Origin of the sequence: Streptomyces sp. NBC_01198, assembly GCF_036010485.1 — a bacterium.
Classification (GTDB): Bacteria; Actinomycetota; Actinomycetes; order Streptomycetales; family Streptomycetaceae; genus Actinacidiphila.
The window spans coordinates 4,519,163-4,538,320 of sequence record NZ_CP108568.1 but is presented as its reverse complement, the minus strand read 5'-3'; the positions used below and the strand labels follow the sequence as shown (position 1 = coordinate 4,538,320).

Genomic DNA, 19,158 nt, shown 5'->3' with positions numbered 1-19,158 from the left:
CCTACGCCGGATCCGGAGCGCCTACGCTGTTCCGGTGCCCGATCCTGGTGTGCAGGCGCTCGGGTGGGTGAGGGAGCGCTGAGCGGTAGATGGTGGGGATGTCTGAGCGAATCGGCCGGTACACCGTGGCCAAGGAGCTGGGCTCGGGGGGCATGGGTGAGGTCTACCTCGCCTACACTCCGGGCGGTGATCCGGTGGCAGTGAAGCGGATCCGCAGCGACAAGCTGGATCCCTTGATGCGAGCGCGCTTCGAGAAAGAGGCGCTCATCGCGCGAACCGTTGTCGGCACAAACAGGGTCGCGCGGTTCCTGGATGCGGACCCGTTTGCCGACAGGCCCTGGCTAGCGATGGAGTACGTGGCCGGACGGACCCTCCTCGCCTGCGTTGATGAGGACGGGACACTGCCCCTTCCTCTCGTCGCCAGCCTCGGTGCGCTGCTCGCCGAAGGGCTGAGCGCCGTACACGAGGCGGGGCTGCTCCATCGGGACCTCAAGCCCCAGAACGTGATCATGGGTAAGGAAGGGCCCATGATCATCGACTTCGGACTCGGCGCGTTCATGGACGCCGCGAAGGAGTCGCTGTCGCACAGCGGCATGATCATCGGCACGGTGCGCTGCATGCCCCCTGAGCAGGCGAGCGGGCACCCAAAGGTGACGGCCGCGGCGGATGTCTACGCGTTGGGCACGGTGCTGCTGTACGCAGCGGCTCGCCACTACCCGTACGACGGGGCGGGGTGGGAGGCCATCGCCGTTCAGGTCGCGAATCCCGATATCGGCCCGGATCTGAGCGGCGTACCGGAGGAGCTCAAGCCGCTGATTGCGGCGACGCTCGCCCATCTCCCGGAAGACAGGCCAACCCTGGAAGCCGTGGCCGACGCATGCGCGGACATGCTGAACGTCGCCGGGCTGGCGCCGGCCGATGCCCGCCTTGCCCTGATCTCGCGTACGACCGGAGGCAGTACGCGGGATCCGGCGGCGCAGCCGTTGTCCGCGTCGTTCGAACGGGTGCTGGAGGACCAGGCCAGGGTCGAAGCAGGCGGTCCCGACTCACCCCTCGACGGTCTTTCGACGAGTCCTGCCTCTGAGACATCCGACGCGGAGGAGGAGCAGCCGTCCGTGCCCCTCCCGCAGCCCGCGGGGCCGGACCTGCTGGAACAGGCAGAGCCGAAGCCGCGGCGATCGAGCGGGAGGCCACCGGCGTCCAAGCGCGTGGCGGACGAACTGCGGGCGGACTATGCGGTGAACGCCAAGCTGTGACCGCGGCCTGTCAGAGCCGAGTGAGAAACTAGGCGGAATAGGTGTATAGAGCGGCTCGGAACCGCTCGCATGCCAGATGCGGTAAAGACCCACGTGGGGTTCAGGCGCAGAGCATGCGTCGAGGGTGATGATTCGGAGCGGGTGTTGAGCGTCGAGACGGGAACCGTGAGCGGTCGGAGCGATTCGGAGGGACGCGCCGACCGGCCCGACGAGGATGCGCGGCAGAGGTGGCTCCCGTCGTCAGGCGGGTATGCGCCGGGTGCTCAGGTCCTCATCCGCGACGAGCTGTGGCTCGTGCGCCAGTGCATCCGCACCGACCACGACGGATGGATGGTGGAAGTCACTGGCATCTCGTCGTTCGTCCGGGGTGTGGACGCCACCTTCTACGACCGCCTCGACGTGGTGCAGGAGCTGGACCCCCGCGAAACGGAGCTGGTGTCGGACGACTCGCCGAACCACCGCCGGTCCCGGCTCTTCCTCGAAGCGATCATGCGCAAGGCGTACCTGCCGCAGACCGAGCACGGCCTGGCGTTGGCGGACAACTTCCTCATGGACCAGCAGGTCCACCAGTTGCGGCCGGCGGAGCTGGCGCTGTCCATGAAGAACCCGCAGCCGCGAATCCTCGTCGCCGATGTCGTGGGTCTCGGCAAGACCCTGGAGATCGGGGTGCTCCTGGCGGAGCTGATCAGGCGAGGGCGTGGCGAGCGGATTTTGGTGGTGACACCGCAGCACGTGCTGGAGCAGTTCCAGCGAGAGCTGTGGACGAGGTTCGGGATTCCGCTCGTGCGCCTGGACTCGACCGGCATTCAGCGCGTGCAGCAGGACATTCCCGCGGGGCGCAATCCGTTCGCGTACTTCAAGCGCGTGATCATCTCGGTCGACACGCTGAAGAGCGATGTCTATGCGCACCACCTGGAGCGCACCGACTGGGACGCCGTCGTCATCGACGAGTCGCACAACCTCGTCAACCGTGGCACGAAGAACAACGCGCTCGCCCGCCTGCTGGCCCGCAAGACCGACGCGCTCGTCCTGGCCTCGGCCACCCCGCACAACGGCGACGCCGCATCGTTCGCCGAACTGGTCGGGATGCTCGACGAGGCCGCCATCGCCGACCCCTCGAAGTACGACGTGGAGGATCTCGGCCACCTCTACATCCGGCGGACGAAGAGGTCGCCGGAGGTGCGAGAGTCGCTCAAGGGCGCGTGGGCGGACCGCGGTCCCTCCTTGCCCATCCACGTGCCGGCCACTGCGAAGGAACTTGCGGTCTTCGAGGAATTGGCCACGCGATGGATCCCCGCGAGCCCATCGGCGGCATCGGTCAGCAGGCATCAGCTCGTCCCCTACCGGTTGCTGAAGTCGTTCCTGTCCTCGCACAGGGCCCTGCTGGAAACGATCAAGACTCGCATCGGCACTCTCGACAGCCCGCCTACGGAGAAGCCGAGCAGCGGCGCGAAACGCCAGACCCGCCCCGAGGACCCGGCGGCACGTGAAGTGGCGAGGAGGATCGAGCGGGCAGCACTAGTCGACCTGCAGGGCCTGGCCGAGCGGATCGAGGACCAGGACTCGGCGAAGCTCACCGCGCTGGTGGACGAACTGCGCACCATGGGTGTCGGGCCAGGCTCCGATGTCCGAGTCGTCGTGTTCTCCGAGAGCATTCCCACCCTGAAATGGCTGGCCGGGAAAGTGCCGGCCGCCCTGGGCTTCAAAGCCACCACGAGCCCGGACGACAAGAAGCCGTGGCTGGCGTTCGGCGGCGTGGTGCAGGTCATGCACGGCGAGGCGACCACCGACCAGGAGCAGCAGGACATCGTCGAGAAGTTCGGCCTGAGCGACGACCCCGTGCGCCTCCTGTTCACCGGCGACGTGGCCTCCGAGGGGGTCAACCTTCACCAGCAGTGCCACCGGCTGATCCACTACGACCTGCCCTGGTCCCTGATCCGTATTGAGCAGCGCAACGGGCGCATCGACCGGTACGGGCAGGAGCACCCACCCGAGTTCCGCGCGCTGATCCTCACCAGTGACGTCCCATGGCGCACGGACGAGGCCACTGGCCGCCCGCGGACGCTGGACGACCGGCTGGTGGGGGAGAAGCTCCTCAGGCGTGAGGAGGAAGCCCACAAGATCGAGGGATCGGCTGAGGCCGTCACCGGCCTGTACCGGGCCAAGGAGGAGGAGAACCGCCTTACCCAGGACCTGGTCGCCGGCCGCACGGTCGAGCAGTCCATCAAGCAGTCGCAGCAGGGCGGTGCCGCCTTCCTCGCCGGGCTGCTCGGACAGGTCGGAGCGGTGCACGAACACCCCGAGGTGGCACGGGCAGAAGTGCCGAAGCTCTTCCCCTCCACGGCCGACTACTTCGACGAGGCGCTGCGGCAGGTCTGCCATCCCAACCCCGAGGACATGCTCTCCCTGCGGCGCGAGGACAACGGCACCATCGCCTTCGAACCGCCGAGGGACCTGCTATACCGCCTCAAGGCGCTGCCCAAGTCGTACCTCGACGAGCAGGAGATCCTGCCGCGCAAGAACGCGCCCGGCCGTATCCGCGTCACCTTCTCCAAGGGCCTCGCCGGTGCGCGTCTGAAGGCGGCACGGGAGACCACCGCCTCCCAGTGGCCGAACGTCTCCTACGTCACCGACATCCACCCCGTCCTGGACTGGCTGACGGACAAGGTGCTGGTCGAGATCGGGCGACACAAGGCCCCCGTGCTCGCCGCCACCGTGGACAGCCCGACGTACCTGGTGCAGGGCGTCTACTCGAACGCCCTGGGCAAGCCCACCATCGTCGAGTGGATGGCCGTTTCCGGCCTCTCCGGCGACCCCGTCGTGGAGAAGCTGACCGCGGACACTCTGGAGCGCTACGGGGTGGGCCCGAACATGCCGGGCCGCGCTACCCCCCGCGACCTTCCCGGCCTCGGAGCACTCGTCCCCAACGCTATCGACGCCGCGCAGGACCATCTGGTCACGCTGGAGGCCGACTACCGCAGGAAGATCGACGAGACGCTCGCCCCCTACCGTCGCCGCGTCGCCGAATGGCGGCAAGACGCGATCTTCGCCAGCGCCCGCCCGAAGGAAGCCGAACTCGACCGCACGGCACGGCGGCGACTGCAACTGATCACGTCCCTGCAGACCGCCAGCGAGCCCATGCTCCGCCTACTGGCCGTCCTCGAACCCCACGACGCCGCTGAAGGAGGCACCGCGCGATGAGCACCGAGTTCGACTCCTTCACCAACCGCGGCGAGTACCTGTCCGCGCACTACTTCGCCGAACAGCTCGGCACCGACCTCAAGAAGGGTCTGTTCACGCGCTGGACAGTGCGCGAGACGGACGAGAACGACCCGCGCAGGACACCGCGCGAGCTGGTACGCACCCTGCGCACGCCCTACCTCGCCGAGGAAGTGCGCGGCTACTTCGCCCAGGCGGCCCTGGCCGACGCCGAGGATGAAGCCCGCCTCCACACATACAACGACCCCGAGTGGACGAAGCGGCTCGCCGAGTGGCACCAGACGGTCCTGCGCGCGCTCGGCTACGACCCCGCGCCGACCGAGCTCACCGTGCACCGCGCTGGGCGCGACCACACCGTGCCCATCGCCCACCACGGCCACGGCATCATCGCCCTCGACTGCGGCTGGACCGCGGACAACGACAGCGCGCTCAACGCCGACGGCGCGGGACGGCTGCTCGCGCCCTTCCGCGCAGCCGCCGGCGAGTCGTACGACACCGGAGCCGCCCTGGCCTCCTGGCTCTTCCAGAGCGAGATCGGAGAAGCGGGCGGGCCGCACCCCCGCTTCGTCCTGCTGCTGTGCGGCGGCGTGCTCGTCCTCGCCGACCGCCAGGCGTGGAGCGAAGGCCGCTACATCGCCGTCAACCTCGACGCCGCCCTCGAACGCAACGACGGCACCCAGCACGGCGAACTCGCCACCATCGCAGCGCTGTTCAGCCTGGACATGCTCCGACCCGGCGAGAACGACCAGAGCCGGGGGATCGATGCCCTCCTGAAGTCCTCCGGCGCCAACGCGGCCGGCGTGTCCACCGAACTGCGCTACGGACTGCAGCGCTCCGTCGAGATCATCGCCAATGGAGTCCTGCGCCGGATGGCCGAAGCGGGAAGCGACGTCACCCCGGCCGCCATCGAAGACCCCAAGATCCCCTTTGCCCGGGAACTCACTCGCGAAGCCCTCCGCTACCTCTACCGCATCCTGTTCTTGCTGTATGCCGAGGCCCGGCCCGAACTCGGCATTCTTCCCGCCGACGATGGCTCCTACGAGGCCGGCTACTCCATGACCCGGCTGCGGGAACTCGTGGAGCGCGACGAGGAACTCGTCGAAGAGGAGGCACGCAGCGGCTTCCACCTCTACGAGTCCCTCGACGTCCTGTTCAACAAGGTCAACTACGGCCACCGCGAGTACGGCAGCGAGCCCGACGACGACCAGCCGGGCGACGACGAGGAGACCCGCAGGGCCAAGGCCGCCCGCCGCACCGAGGACCGGGGCCTGCGCTTCGAGCCCCTGAGCAGTGCACTCTTCGAACCCAGCGCCATCCGCCTCATCGGCCGGGGCGTCCTCGACCCCCGCAGCGACGAGGACGACGACCCCCGCTGGCTCGACCTGCGCCTGCGCAACGAAGCCCTACACGAGGTACTGCGGCTTCTCACCATGAAGAAGGGCAAGCGCGGAGAGCGCGGCGGCTTCATCTCCTACCGAAACCTCGGCATCAACCAGCTGGGCGCGGTCTACGAGGGCCTGATGTCCTACACCGGCATCATCGCCGACGAGGAACTGTGCGAGGTGGCCCGCGGCGGAGATCCGGAACAGGGCTCGTGGCTCGTCCCGTCCCGCAAACAGGACCAATACCCGGACAGCACTCTGGTCCACTACGGCGAGGACGACGCCCGCAAGGGCCTGCGCGGCGTGAAGAGATACCCCAAGGGCTCCTTCGTGTACCGGCTCGCCGGCCGCGACCGCGAGACCTCCGCCTCGTACTACACCCCCGAGTCACTGACCAAGGTCACCGTCGAACTCGCCCTCGAACACCGCCTCGACCAGGAGCGGGACGAGCACAAGAACATCATCAAGACCCGGGCCTCGGAACTGCTGAAGTTCAAGATCTGTGAGCCCGCGCTCGGCTCAGGCGCCTTCCTCAACGAGGCCATCAACCAGGTCGCCGACGAATACCTGCGCCGCCGGCAGGAAGAACTCGGCATCAGCATCCCGGCCGACACCGCCATCACCGAGAAGCAGAAGGTCAAGGCGTACGTCGCCTTGCACAACGCCTACGGGGTCGACCTCAACCCCACCGGCGTCGAACTGGCCGAGGTGTCCCTCTGGCTCAACACCATGCACCCCGGCATGCGCGCCCCCTGGTTCGGCCTGCACCTGCGTCGCGGCAACTCCCTCATCGGCGCCCGCCGCGCGGTCTTCGCGGGTGACGACGTCGCGAGCGCGGACAAGGCGTGGCTCAAGGCGAAGGACGCCCTGGCCCCGACATCGCTGCCCTTCCTGAAGGACGGTGAGCCGCAACTGCTTCCCGAGGGAGCGGTTCACCAGTTCCTGCTGCCGAGCCCCGGTTGGGCCGCGGTCGCTGGCTCGAAGGAAGCACGGGAGCTCGCGCCGGAGGATGTGGCGCGGCTCGCCGCCTGGAAGAAGGGCATCCTCAAGCGGCCCAAGCGCAGCACCGCCCACCTCAACAAGGACGGCACGGTCGCCCTCAACCCGCGCACCAGGAAGCCGAAGACGGAAGCGACGTCGCAGTACACGCGACTGCGGGACGCCGCCCGGCGAGCCGAGTTCCTGTGGGCAGCCGTCGTCAAGCGCATGGAGCTCTCCGAGAAAGAAATCGCCCGACACATCGACGTCTGGCGGGCCGACCCCGACGACCCCGAGTACGCCTTCCTCCAGCGCCCCCGGCAGGCGGTGCCCAAGGAGAAGGTCCTGGAAGACCTCTTCAATGCCGTCGACACCCCGTACTGGCGGCTGAAGAAGGTCATGGACGCCTGGTGCGCGCTGTGGTTCTGGCCTGTGGAGAAGGCTGCGCAACTCGACGGGACGGACGCGGAGTACGCCGCGCCGATCGAGGCCGGCGACGTGGACGGTCTCGGCGAACTGCTGGGCACCGTCCCGCCGATGAGGGAGTCGGACGAGGCCGCGGCCCCGGCCGTGGAGGCCCCGGAAACGTCGGCTCCCGCGAGCCCGCGGTACGTCGAGGTGTCGGCTCTGTTCGCCATGGGGCCCGAGCAGACCTCCTTCGACGATCTCCGCGACGAGGTTGTCGAGGTGAAGGAGATCCTTCCGAAGCAGGTGAAAGCAGGCCCGGCAAAGCCGAAGGCGCCGGGACGGCGAGCGTCCGTGCCCCTCCGGGACCTGGACGATTGGCTGGAGTTCGTTGAGGCCATGCTCGGCACAGCCGACCTACCCGACGGCAACACTCTCATCGACGGCTTCCAGAGCCTCGGCGACCTCAAGGCGTGGGAAGAGGCCCTGCCCGGCTTCATGGGCATGGACGCCGGCAACCCGGAGGACCGCTTCCCCTGGTTGCGGACGGTACGGGACGTTGCCGACGAGCAGGGCTTCCTGCACTGGGAGCTGGAGTTCGCACTCGTGTTTGCCCGGAGAGGAGGCTTTGACCTCCAGGTCGGGAATCCGCCGTGGGTGCGGCCCCGGTGGGACGAGTCCGCGCTGCTGGCCGAGCATGAGCCGTGGTTCGAGCTGGAGGCGAAGGCGTCGACGGCGGACAGGGATCGAAGGCGCCGGGAGGTGCTGGGGAAGAGCGAGGCGCGGCGGTACGTGCTGGGGGAGCTCACCAGCACCAGCGCGCAGGTTGCGGTGTTCGGGTCGCCACAGGTGTACCCGCTGCTGGCGGGGACGCAGCCGGACTTGTATCGGGCGTTCATGTCCCAGGTATGGGCGCACACGTCAGCGGACGGGACAGCGGGGATGGTGCATCCGGACACGCACTTCACCGGAGACAAGGAAGGGGCGATTCGGGAGGCGGCGTACCAGAGGCTCCGGATCCATGGGGACTTCGTAAACTCGGGGCAGCGCTTCTTCCCACGACCGGTCGGGGATACCGCCCACTTCGGTGTGCACGTCTACGGGCGGCCCCGGGGGATCGGCTTCGATCACCTCTCCTGGCTGGTTTCCGCGGACGCGTTGCGAAACTCGTCGAAGCACGACGGCTCCGGTGAGATTCCGGGGGTCCGGTATCGGAACGGTGAGTTTGACGAACGGGCGCATCGGGCCCGCGTGGTACGGGTGGACGCCCGTCAGCTTGAGGTGTGGCAACGGCTGCTGGATGAGACCGACCAGCCGGTCGAGCAGGCGCGCTTGCTGTTTCCGGTGAGCACGGCTGAGGCCGTGGCGATCGAAGCCTTGGCGGACTACCCGGTGCGGTTGGGGGCCATGGGGCCACAGATCACGCCGGGTTACCACGAGAGCGGAGCCAAGAAGGATAAACTGATCGACTACAACCGGCCCGATACCAGGACGGGTGAGGAGTACCAGCCGGACCGGTGGCGCCAGGTGATCGTTAAGGGAACCCAGATCAGTGTTGCCACGCCGGTGTTCAAACGGCATGACGCGAACAGCAATGACCCTTATGGCGCGGATCTCGTTACCTTGGCCCCGGATTTTGTGCCCGACACCGAGTACGTGCGGGCCCGAGGCAGGAACCTCCAGTACCTGGCCGCCCAGGACCGATGGGTCGATTACCAGGCACTCGCCCGTCTGCGAGCGAGTGAGAAGGCGTTGGGCCGCGCCCGTCGGCAGGTCGCTCGCGCGCGGCTCATTCCCGAGGAAGAGGTGACTTCGGAGCAGATCGATGCCGCACTGACGGAGCGGGCTCGGCGGCGCTTCGCGGTTTTCCCCCGGCTGGCGTGGCGTTCCATGATCGCACCAAACACCGAACGGGCCTTGTACGCAGCCATGGTCCCTCGGGGCATGGCACATGTTGACAACGTCCATAGCCTTGCTATGCCGTCACTTGCTGCCACCGCCCTGGTGGGAGGGTTTTGGGCATCCTTGCCGATGGACTACTTCTTGCGGGCGACTGGAAGAGGACACCTGCGTAACGCCGGCGTCAAAGCTATGCCCGCCCCCACCCCCGACCACCCCCTGGCCTCCGCCCTCCTCCTCCGTACCCTCCGCCTCAACTGCTTGACCACCGCCTACTCCGACCTCTGGGCGGAGCTCTACGAGCCCGCCTGGCAGACTGACGAACCCTGGGCGCGCGACTGGCCCGACCTCCAGCCGCTCAACGACGTCACCCCGGGCTGGCAGCGAGAGACGCCCCTCCGGACCGAGCGTGCACGTCGTTCCGCCCTCGTCGAGATCGACGCTCTCGTTGCTGTGTGGCTCGGCATGGACGCGGACGCGCTGATCGCCGCTTACAAGGGACGGTTTCCCGTGCTCCAGAAGTACGAGGCCGTGACGTGGTTCGACGCTGACGGGTGGAAGATCGCCGGGAATGCCCGCACCATCGGCCAGCGGCAGAGCAAGGACTCCTGGAAGGACTTCGAGCCCTACCGGATGGCCGTGGAGCAGGGCCGGGACACGGAGGGCTTGCCCGTCCCGGTTGGCTACCGCGCCCCGTTCTACCAGGCCAAGCGCGAGCTTGAGATGCGCGAGGCGCACGTCCACTTCAAGGAGCGCCTGGACGCGGCGGTTGCCGCCGGTACGTGGGCGCCGCCGGCACGGGAAGTGGAGCAACCGTGAGGCCGACGCTCCAGGCGCGAGGGCTCAAGGAAAGCCTGCTGCAGTACCTGTCAACGACCTATGCGCTCAGCGACGAGGGTGCGCGTGAGGCGCTGCACCGGTTCCTCGGGGATGAGACGGCGGGGATGTTCCGTGGGCCGTACCTGCGTATCCGGACGCCTTTCACCACAGCCGATGTCGGCTGGCGCGAGCATCTGGACTGGCAGCGCGAGGGGTTCGTACCCTACGTGCATCAGGCCGCCGCCTTCGCCCGGCTGACGTCCGCGAACGGGCACATCCCGCAGCCGACCCTCGTCACCACGGGCACGGGCTCGGGCAAGACGGAAGCCTTCCTCTACCCGGTACTCGACCACTGCCGCAGGGAGCGCGACGCAGGTAAGGCCGGCGTCAAGGCGGTGTTCCTGTATCCGATGAACGCGCTCGCTACCGACCAAGCGCAGCGCATCAACGAACTGCTTACGCAGAACGGCGACCTGGGCAAGCTGCGGGCGGGCTTGTACATCGGGGACAGGGCGGCCACGCAGTACGAGAAGGTGCGGACTCGGCGTGCCGACATGCAGTTGTCGCCGCCGGACATCCTGATCACCAACTACAAGATGCTCGACCTGCTCCTCCAGCGTGAGGAGGACGCCCCGCTGTGGCGGGAGGCGGACATCCGGTACGTCGTGGTGGATGAGTTCCACACCTACGACGGGGCGCAGGGCACGGACGTGGCGATGCTGCTGCGTCGTCTCGCGTCCGCGGTCGGCGCGTCCGAGAAGGGCCGCCCTCTGGGGAGCATCTGCCCGGTCGCCACCTCGGCCACGCTCGCGTCCGGGACGGACGAGGACGGCGTGGCACGCCTGCTGGAGGTGGCGACCGACGTCTTCGGCACCGAGTTCACCCGGGAGTCCGTCGTCGGGGAGAACCGGATGTCGGTGGAGGAGTTCATCCCTCGCCTCGACGTGCAGATGCAGCGGCTGCCTAACCCCGACGAGCTGCTGGCGCTGCCCGACCCCGCGTCCGGCGATGAGGCCCTGCTCGACCTCATCGAGGCCGTAACAGGAGTACGCGACGCCGATCCCGTCGTACTTGGAAGAAACCTGAAACAGCACCTGTTCACGCGTGCCGTGATGGAGGCGCTGGACGGCGAAGTGAAGAACAGCGCCGAGGTACTGGACGTCATGTGGCGGGTGGGCGCGGCCGGCTGGGCGGAGGCCGTGGCGCGGCAGCCCGAGAAGGCGGCCGAGGCGCTGGCCCGGTTCGTGGCGCTGCTGTCGTATGCGCGGGACCCGAAGTCACCGCCGGGGGAGCCTCGGCCGTTCGTGCACGTCGAGGTGCATCAGTGGGCGCGGTCGGTGTCGCGGCTGCTGCGCGGAGTCTTGCCGTGGCCGAAGGCGGAGTTCCGCTGGGACGTCGCCGGGCTGGCCGATGCGAGTGCCGTGGACGGCGATCGCGCAGCGCCGGTGACGACGGCGACGTCCGGGCAGAGCGCCAACCTCTTCCTGCCGGCCGTCTACTGCCGTGACTGCGGGCGGTCTGGCTGGGCGGTGTTCTCGCCGGAGAGCGACGACCACGACGTGCAGTTCGACACGTTCAAGGTCCGGCGGGCCTCCCTGGGGCAGGACAAGGCCCGGGTGCGGAACCTGATCGCGGCGACCGACGAGGAGGCGCGGGAGGGCTCCGGCGCTGGGCTGATGTCGGCCGCGGGACGGCGGGCGGGCTCCGCCGCCGCAGGAGGGCAGGGCACCGGCGGGGTGCTGATGGTGCTGGACGGGGCGCGCAAGCGGCTCCGCCTGCCCGACCCGCTCAACGACTACGACCAGGAGACGAAGGAGCCGCGGCTGACCGCCCGCGACTCGGCGTTCGTACTGGTGCACTTCGGCGGCACGGTGGCGAACACCGCGGCCAAGGAGGACTGGTGTCCGGCGTGTGGGGAGCGCAACGCGATCCGCTACCTCGGTACCGGCTCGGCGGCGATGGCCGCGGCGTCGATCACGCAGCTCTTCACCGGCGGGGAGCTGGACAAGGAGCTGCACGAGGACAAGACGCTGATGTTCAACGACTCGGTGCAGGATGCCGCGCACCGAGCCGGGTTCGTCGCCAACCGCTCCTACACGTTCTCCCTGCGCGCGCTGCTGGCCAAGCACCTCACGAACCAGCAGCCGAAGGCGCTCAACGACCTGATCGCCGACGTGGTCGAGGCCACCACGGACAAGGACACCCTCGCGGCGGTGGTCCCTCCGGACCTCCACGTCTACAAAGGCGTCGACAAGCTGCTGTCCGGCAAGGGACGTGGCGGCAGCATGCGGGTGTGGCAGTTGATCGGACAGCGACTGGCCTTCGAGACGCTCATGGAGTTCGGCTTCCGCTCCCGCAACGGCCGGACCCTGGAACTGACCCGAACAGCCGCCGCACAGGTGCGTATTGAGGACCCGGCGGCAGTCGTCGCGCTGGTCAGGCGTATCCATGAGGAGTGCGTCGGCGACCGGGTGCCGCTGGTGGCGCAGGACGACGCGCGCTACTTGGCGTTCGTGCGGATCTTCCTGGAGCGGCTGCGTACCCGTGGCGCGGTCGCCCACCACTGGCTGGACAAGTACATCGACGAGGCCGGCACGAGCCGGTACTTCATCTGGGGGAAGCGGGCCCGGGGGATGCGCGCGTTCCCCAAGCGGGTCGCGGCCCCAGTGTTCCTGCTCGGGCAGCCCAAGAACGGCAGCGAGTTCGACTTCGCCACCGGCCGGCTGTCCTGGTACGAGCGGTGGGCGGGGCGCTGTCTGAGCCTGCCGCGCGAGCTGGCACCGGAGTTCTGGTCCGCGCTGCTGCCCGAGCTGGCTGCGCTGGGCCTTCTGTCGGTGCGCACCCCGAACGACACCTCGCTGAGGGTCTACGGGCTCAAGCCCGGCAACGTCGAAGCCTGGTTGCTGGACGACCAGCACGTGCGGCACGCGTACGTGCGCTGTCCGGTCTGCTTCTGGGAGCAGACCGTCCACCCATCCCTACTGGATCAGTGGCACGACCAGCCCTGCCCCTCCTACCGCTGCCGCAGGGGCCGACTGGTGGCCGGTGACCGCCCCGAAGGGCTGGGCGTCCACCACCGCGACCGCGACTACACCCGTGACTACTACCGGAGCCTGTACCGCAGGGCAGGCACGTACCAGGTGGTCACCGCCGAACACACCGGCATGCTCACCCGCCCGCAGCGCGAGAAGGTGGAGAACGCCTTCAAGCAGCGCGAAGGCTTCAAGGACCCCAACGTGCTGTCCTGCACACCCACGCTGGAGATGGGCATCGACATCGGTGACCTGGCCGCCGTGGTGCTCGCCGCGCTACCCCGACGCCCCGCCTCCTACGCCCAGCAGGTGGGGCGGGCCGGTCGCCGCACCGGCAACGCGTTCCTGCTGACGATCCCGGACCGCCGGCGCCGCGACCTGTACTTCCTGGAACGACCGAAGGAGTTGATCGCGGGCACCATCGTGCCGCCGGGCTGCTACCTCTCGGCCGTCGAGATCCTGCGCCGCCAGTATCTGGCGCACCTGCTGGACCTTGCCGCGGCCGGACGGCTGATACGTGCCGACGGCGTCGCGCTGCGTGCCATGCCGCGCAAGGCGCCGCGGTTGTTCGGGCCGTCGGGCTACCTCACCGACCTGGTCGAGGTGGCCCTCACCCGGGGCGAGGAACTCGTCAAGGGCTTCCTCGACCTCTTCCCCACCGGCGTCAGCGACCAGGCGCGCAACGATCTCATCGCGTTCGCCACGCACGACCTGCGCGGCAAGGTCGAGGAAGCCGAGCGCGAGTGGTTCCGGGACCAGCACGCCCTGCGGGCCCGGATCAAGGACATCGACGAGGCTCACGACGAGCTGCACGACTCCGACCCGGACCAGCTCCGGCAGAAAGCGGAGCTCGATGCCGAACGGCGCGGCGTCGGCCGGCGACTGATGAACCTGGGCGAGACCGCCGCGCAGACGGCGCTGTGCGACCTCGGCCTACTGCCGAACTACGCGCTCATCGACACGACCACCGTCCTGGCGGCGACGCTGTACGGCGAGAACGAGGCCGACCCGACGAAGTTCGACTCCGACACCTACTCCTACGAGCGGCCTCGCCGCCTGGCCCTGCAGGAGCTGGCCCCCGGCAACACCTTCTACGTCAATGGCTACAAGCACGAGATCAGCGGCCTGGAGATCTCCACCGGCGGCCGGCAGGAGTGGCGCACCTGGCGAGTGTGCCCCGGCTGTGGCTACGTCCGCACCGAGAACGCCGCCGAGGACCGCTCGCCGTGCCCGCGCTGCAAGACCACGCACATCGCCGACGACGGCTCCTGCCTGTTCCAGATCGTCGAACCCGCTACCGTCACCTCGCGCGACAAGCGGGAGGACGCTCGCATCCGCGACGACAAGGACGACCGAGACCGCCGCACGTACACCGTGGTGGACGCGGTGGACATCCCGCTCGGCGACATCGAGCCCGGCTCCTGGCGGCACAAGCACCAGACCTTCGGGGTCGACTACTGCCGCCGCGCCATGATCCGGCGGATCAACGTCGGACCGGTTCGCTACGACGCGCAGGCCCGCGACGACTTCGCCGGCAACCTTGTGCGCCTCAACCCCTTCCACGTGTGCACGGCGTGCGGGGCCGCCAGCGCGGACGGTCGGCCGGTCTTCGACCACGACACCGACCAGGTGGACTCGCTGGCCGCCCGCAGCGGGCTGCTCAAGCACCACCGCCCGTGGTGCCCGTTGCGTCGGGGCAAGAAGACCGAGGCGCGGGAGGAGCCGGTGCTGCTCGCCCATCAGTTGCAGACCGAGGCCCTGCGCGTACTGATCCCGGCCGCCACCGCCGACGTCGACTCCAAAGTGCATTCCTTCCGTGCCGCCCTGCGGCTCGGCGTGGACCTGCACTTCGGCGGCGACCCGCAGCACCTGTCCACCACGGTGGCGTCCATGCCCGACAACGACAGCGGCGAGCGCCGCTGGTTTCTGGTGCTGTTCGACTCCCTGCCCGGCGGCACCGGCTACCTGGACCGGCTCACGAACCCCGACACCTTCCGCGACACGCTGACCGCCGCGTACGAGATGCTCAAGGGATGCCCGTGCGCCGAGGAGCAGCGCCGGGCCTGCCACCGCTGCCTGCACCGCTACACCCCGGAGCCCTTCCAGGACGTCGTCTCCCGGCAGGCGGCGCTGACCATGCTGGAGTCGCTGCTGTTCACCAAGGACGGCGGGGACGGCTGGGAGACCTCCGAGGTGGAGCACACCGGGCTGGTCGGCTTGGACGCCCAGGTGGAATCCGACCTGGAAGCCCGCTTTCTGGCCGCCCTGCGCGGCTGGGTGAAGGTCACCGACGACGCTTCGCTCGACGAGGACGGCCACGCCAGCGGACACCTCCGGTTCGCCGACACCACCGGCGTGACCCACTGGAGGCTGACAGCGCAGCAGCAACTCAAGGGCACCGTAAGCGACTTCACCTTCACCCGAGTCGATGGCCCGGCCCAGAGCGTCAAGGTCTACCTCGAAGGCTTCCGCTTCCACGCCAGCCGTGAGCACAACCGCATCGCGGACGACGCCGCCAAGCGCACGCGCCTACGCGCGGACGGCGCGACCGTCTTCCAGATCACCTGGGCGGACATCGATCTGTTCGAGAAGAACCCCACGCGCAGCAAGCCCGTCTGGCCGCCCTACAAGGGGATCGCTCAGGAGGGAGCCAAATCGGCCTATGAGCAGTACGGCGGCCAGCGCGCCCACTTCGCCGGCGCTGTCTTCGCCAACCCGATCGATACGCTGATCGCCTTCCTGCGCGACCCCGACCCCGAGACCTGGACCCGCCGGGCCCGCGCCCTCGTCACCGGGCTCACCGCCCAGCCCGGCACCGCGCCGGTGGCCGCCACGGGACGCCGCAGCGAACTCGTCGCCGCTCTACGCGGTCAGCTGGCCGCCTTCTCCACCGCCCCGCGCCGGGACGAGCCGGTGACGCTGGACGCGGCAAGCATCGGACCCGTCCACGTCTTCCGCACCCACGACGAGGCCGGCCTGCCCACCGTGTTCACCCTCGACGCGGCCGATCCCGAGAACCTGAAGTGGACCGCGATCACCGTCCTGGACGACAGCGACGCCGCGCTGGACACCGAGGAGCACAAGGAACGCTGGCGGTCCTGGCTCTACTGGACCAACCTCACCCAGTTCCTGTCTCAGGCCGGCGGCGACGGTGTGCAGCTCGCCGCCAGCAAGGCCGCGGACTTCGAGGTGGAGATCCTGGCGGTGTGCGGGGGACTCGGCGAACTCGACTCCCTCGTGGGCGCCCCCGCTCCCGCAGGGGTCGGGGTGCCAGCCGCCGTGGTTAAGCCTGTCGACCCGGACCCGGCGCGCCTCTCGACCGTCGAGGCCGTCCTGGTCCGAGCCCTGCGGGACACCGCGTGGGACGAGGACATCCTGGAGATCCTCCGCGACGACCCCGATGAGTCGCCGGCCCTCCTCCGGCTCGCCGAGACCCTCGCCGACCTCGGCAAGCAGGCACCGGTCTTCGGCTACGAGCTCGGCGACAGCCGCTGGCAGGCCGACTTCGCCTGGCACACGAACGGCATCAAGATCGCCGTCGTGTCCGCCCACGAAGGCGCTGACGACGTCGAAGCAGGACGACGCGACGACGCGTTCACCAAGGACGCCTGGACGGTCCGCACCGCCGCCGAATGGCTCGCCCACCTCGACGAACTGCTCGAACAGCTCCCCGACACGGAAGAAGGCACGCTCCGATGACCGCCCGGCTCAGCCTGTACCGCAAGGCCGAAGAGGAGCTGTACAGGCTCGACCGCTCGGTCAAGGCTCAGTTCTACGACTTCTCCCACAACTTCCGGAAGAACCCCGACCTGCCGGGCCTGCGGAGGAAGCGGCTCAAGGGCGACTCGCGGATCTTCTCCGCTCGCGTCAACCACGACTACCGGGCCCTGCTCACCCCCACCGGCACCGACGCCGACGGCACCGAGAGCTGGCTCGTCATCGCCGTCCGCCACCGCAGGGACGTCTACGAAGAGCTCCAGGTCGCCGTCAACCGCGTCACCGGCGAGATCGAGTTCGTCGACCTCGCCGTCGTCGGTGACAGCGCCCTGCGCCGGGCCGGCATCACCCTCACCCCTGCCGAGCCGGAGCAGGCCGAGCAGGCCCCGAAGCCGAGTCCCGCACTCGAGTCGGCGGCCCGGCCGCTGCTGGCCGACTACCAAGCCGAGCAGTTGCGCAACCTCGGCGTCGCCGAGCAGCTCCTCGAACTCGCGCTCGCCGTGACCACCAGCGCCGAACTCGACCAGCTCCTCGAAGGCGCACCGCTGCTGTCGAAGGACGTCCTGTACGGTCTCGCCGCCGGCATGGACTACGACGAGGTGCGGAAGGAGATCACTGCACCGGTCAAGCTCGACGAGGAGCCTGATACCGAGGACTTCGCCACCGCACTCACCCGCACCAAGGTGACCACCGTGGACGATGCCGTACGCGCCGTCATCGAAGAGGGCGACTTCCGCGCCTGGAAGGTTTTCCTCCACCCCACGCAGGAACGGATCGTCCACCGCCACAACAACGGCCCCGCGCGGGTCTCGGGCGGCCCCGGCACCGGCAAGACCATCGTCGCCCTGCACCGCGTCAAGCACCTGGCCGAGCAACTGCCCCCCGGCCACAACAAGCCCATCCTGCTGACGACCTTCACCAAGAACCTCACCACCGACCTGCGGCTGCGTCTTGCCTCCCTCGTCGGCCCCGAATTGCTGGCCCGTGTCGACATCGCCCACATCGACCAGCTCGCCGCCCGCGTCCTCGGCGAGAACACAGCCCCAGGACGCAACAAGCAGCGCGTCTACGACCATGTAGCCCTGAACGAGATGCGCCAGCTGCTTGCCGAACTCGACGACCAGCGCTTCGAACCCGACTTCCTCTTCGAAGAGTGGGAGCAGGTCATCCTCGGACAGTCGATCCCCACCCGCTCCGACTACTTCAAGGCCCGTCGCGCCGGCCGCGGCCGTGCCCTGACCCGCCCCGAGCGCAACCACGCCTGGAAGCTCGTCGAGCAGTTCACCGCCCGCCTCGACAAGCTCGGCGTAGAGACCTGGGGCCAGGCCGCCGAGCGGGCCGCCCGCTTCGAGATCGAACGCGCCTCGAAGATCAAGGCGCGCCAGGAGCACAAGGACGAGATCGGCGGCAAGGATCTCATCCACCGCGACGATAGTTCCGGCATGCGCTACCTCGGACACCGCTACCGACACATCGTCGTCGATGAGGCCCAGGACCTTCGCCCCGCCCACTGGAAGATGCTGCGGGCCATGGCCGACCCGGATCTGCCCAACGACATGTTCATCGCAGGCGACACCCACCAGCGCATCTACGACCACCAAGTGGCCCTCGGAGCCCTCGGCATCAACATCCGCGGCCGAGCCGACCGCCTGACCCTCAGCTACCGCACCACCAAGGAAATCCTCGCCGAGGCGCTCCGAGTCGTCGACCCTAAGGGAAAGAGCGGGAAGGTCGTCTACGACGACCTCGACGATGGTTCTGACACGCTCGCCGGCTATCGCTCCGTCCTGCACGGCCCCGAGCCCAGCCTCAGCCAGTACGACACGTGGGACAAGGAACTCGCCGCCCTCGGCACCACGTTGCGCACCTGGCTCGGGGAACTGTCCACCGACGACAGCGGAGCCCCCCGCGACCCCGGCGGCCGCATCGCCGTGTGCGTCGCCGACCGCGAGATGGTCAGCCAGACCATGTACTCCCTGGCTACGAAGGCCGGCATCACATGCGCGGAACTCACCAAGGACGGGCCCAAGGGGGACGGTGAAGTCCACGTCGGCACCATGCATCGTTTCAAGGGCCTCGAATACCAGCGCCTGGCCATCATCGGCGCCAGCGACGGCATCATCCCCCGCACCAGCGTCATCGAGCGCTACCGCACCGAGGACCCACCCCGCTACGAGCGCGAACAGCGCAAGGCCCGATCCCTGCTCTTCGTCGCCGCCACGCGGGCCCGAGACGCCCTTCGAATCAGCTGGCACGGAAAGCCCAGTCCATATCTGCCGGACGCATGAGGAGCGGAGTCCGGGTCCAGACACTGAGTGACCGAACTTCCCAGCGGGGTTCCGTAATACGTAGCGTCCTGGCTTTCGGTCCGGTAAGTCCCGGTAACCATCACCCTTCTTGCGTCCGCTCAGGACATAGCATGATGCTTTGATCACGCAGACCTCTCCGTTT

General features: G+C 68.6%; 5 protein-coding genes. All 5 read left to right on the top strand.

Annotated elements, in window-relative coordinates; translation table 11 throughout:
- Positions 1–98: 98 nt before the first annotated feature.
- The 5 genes from OG702_RS20305 (at position 99) to OG702_RS20285 (ending at position 18,995) form a co-directional block, all read left to right on the top strand.
- A complete protein-coding gene (locus OG702_RS20305; RefSeq protein WP_327290323.1) occupies positions 99–1,256 on the top strand; it encodes a serine/threonine-protein kinase in 1,158 nt (385 codons plus the stop codon).
- Between the two features lie 330 nt (positions 1,257–1,586).
- Positions 1,587–4,457 carry an SNF2-related protein gene (locus OG702_RS20300; protein ID WP_327290322.1) on the top strand — a complete coding sequence of 957 codons (2,871 nt, stop codon included), beginning with the start codon at positions 1,587–1,589 and terminating at the stop codon, positions 4,455–4,457.
- The gene (locus OG702_RS20295; protein WP_327290321.1) at positions 4,454–9,958 is read left to right on the top strand and encodes a hypothetical protein; all 5,505 of its coding nucleotides are present in this window, start codon (positions 4,454–4,456) and stop codon (positions 9,956–9,958) included. The genes OG702_RS20300 and OG702_RS20295 overlap by 4 nt, the downstream gene beginning before the upstream one ends.
- Complete coding sequence (locus OG702_RS20290) at positions 9,955–16,689, top strand: DEAD/DEAH box helicase (protein WP_327290320.1); 6,735 nt, start codon at positions 9,955–9,957, stop codon at positions 16,687–16,689. The genes OG702_RS20295 and OG702_RS20290 overlap by 4 nt, the downstream gene beginning before the upstream one ends.
- The gene (locus tag OG702_RS20285; RefSeq protein WP_327290319.1) at positions 16,686–18,995 is read left to right on the top strand and encodes a UvrD-helicase domain-containing protein; all 2,310 of its coding nucleotides are present in this window, start codon (positions 16,686–16,688) and stop codon (positions 18,993–18,995) included. The genes OG702_RS20290 and OG702_RS20285 overlap by 4 nt, the downstream gene beginning before the upstream one ends.
- Positions 18,996–19,158: the final 163 nt, after the last annotated feature.

Excerpts from the sequence above, each read along its gene's own strand:
- OG702_RS20295 (WP_327290321.1), top strand. The coding sequence starts at position 4,454 with ATGAGCACCGAGTTCGACTCCTTCACCAACCGCGGCGAGTACCTGTCC.
- OG702_RS20285 (WP_327290319.1), top strand. The coding sequence starts at position 16,686 with ATGACCGCCCGGCTCAGCCTGTACCGCAAGGCCGAAGAGGAGCTGTAC.
- OG702_RS20305 (WP_327290323.1), top strand. The coding sequence starts at position 99 with ATGTCTGAGCGAATCGGCCGGTACACCGTGGCCAAGGAGCTGGGCTCG.
- OG702_RS20300 (WP_327290322.1), top strand. The coding sequence starts at position 1,587 with ATGGTGGAAGTCACTGGCATCTCGTCGTTCGTCCGGGGTGTGGACGCC.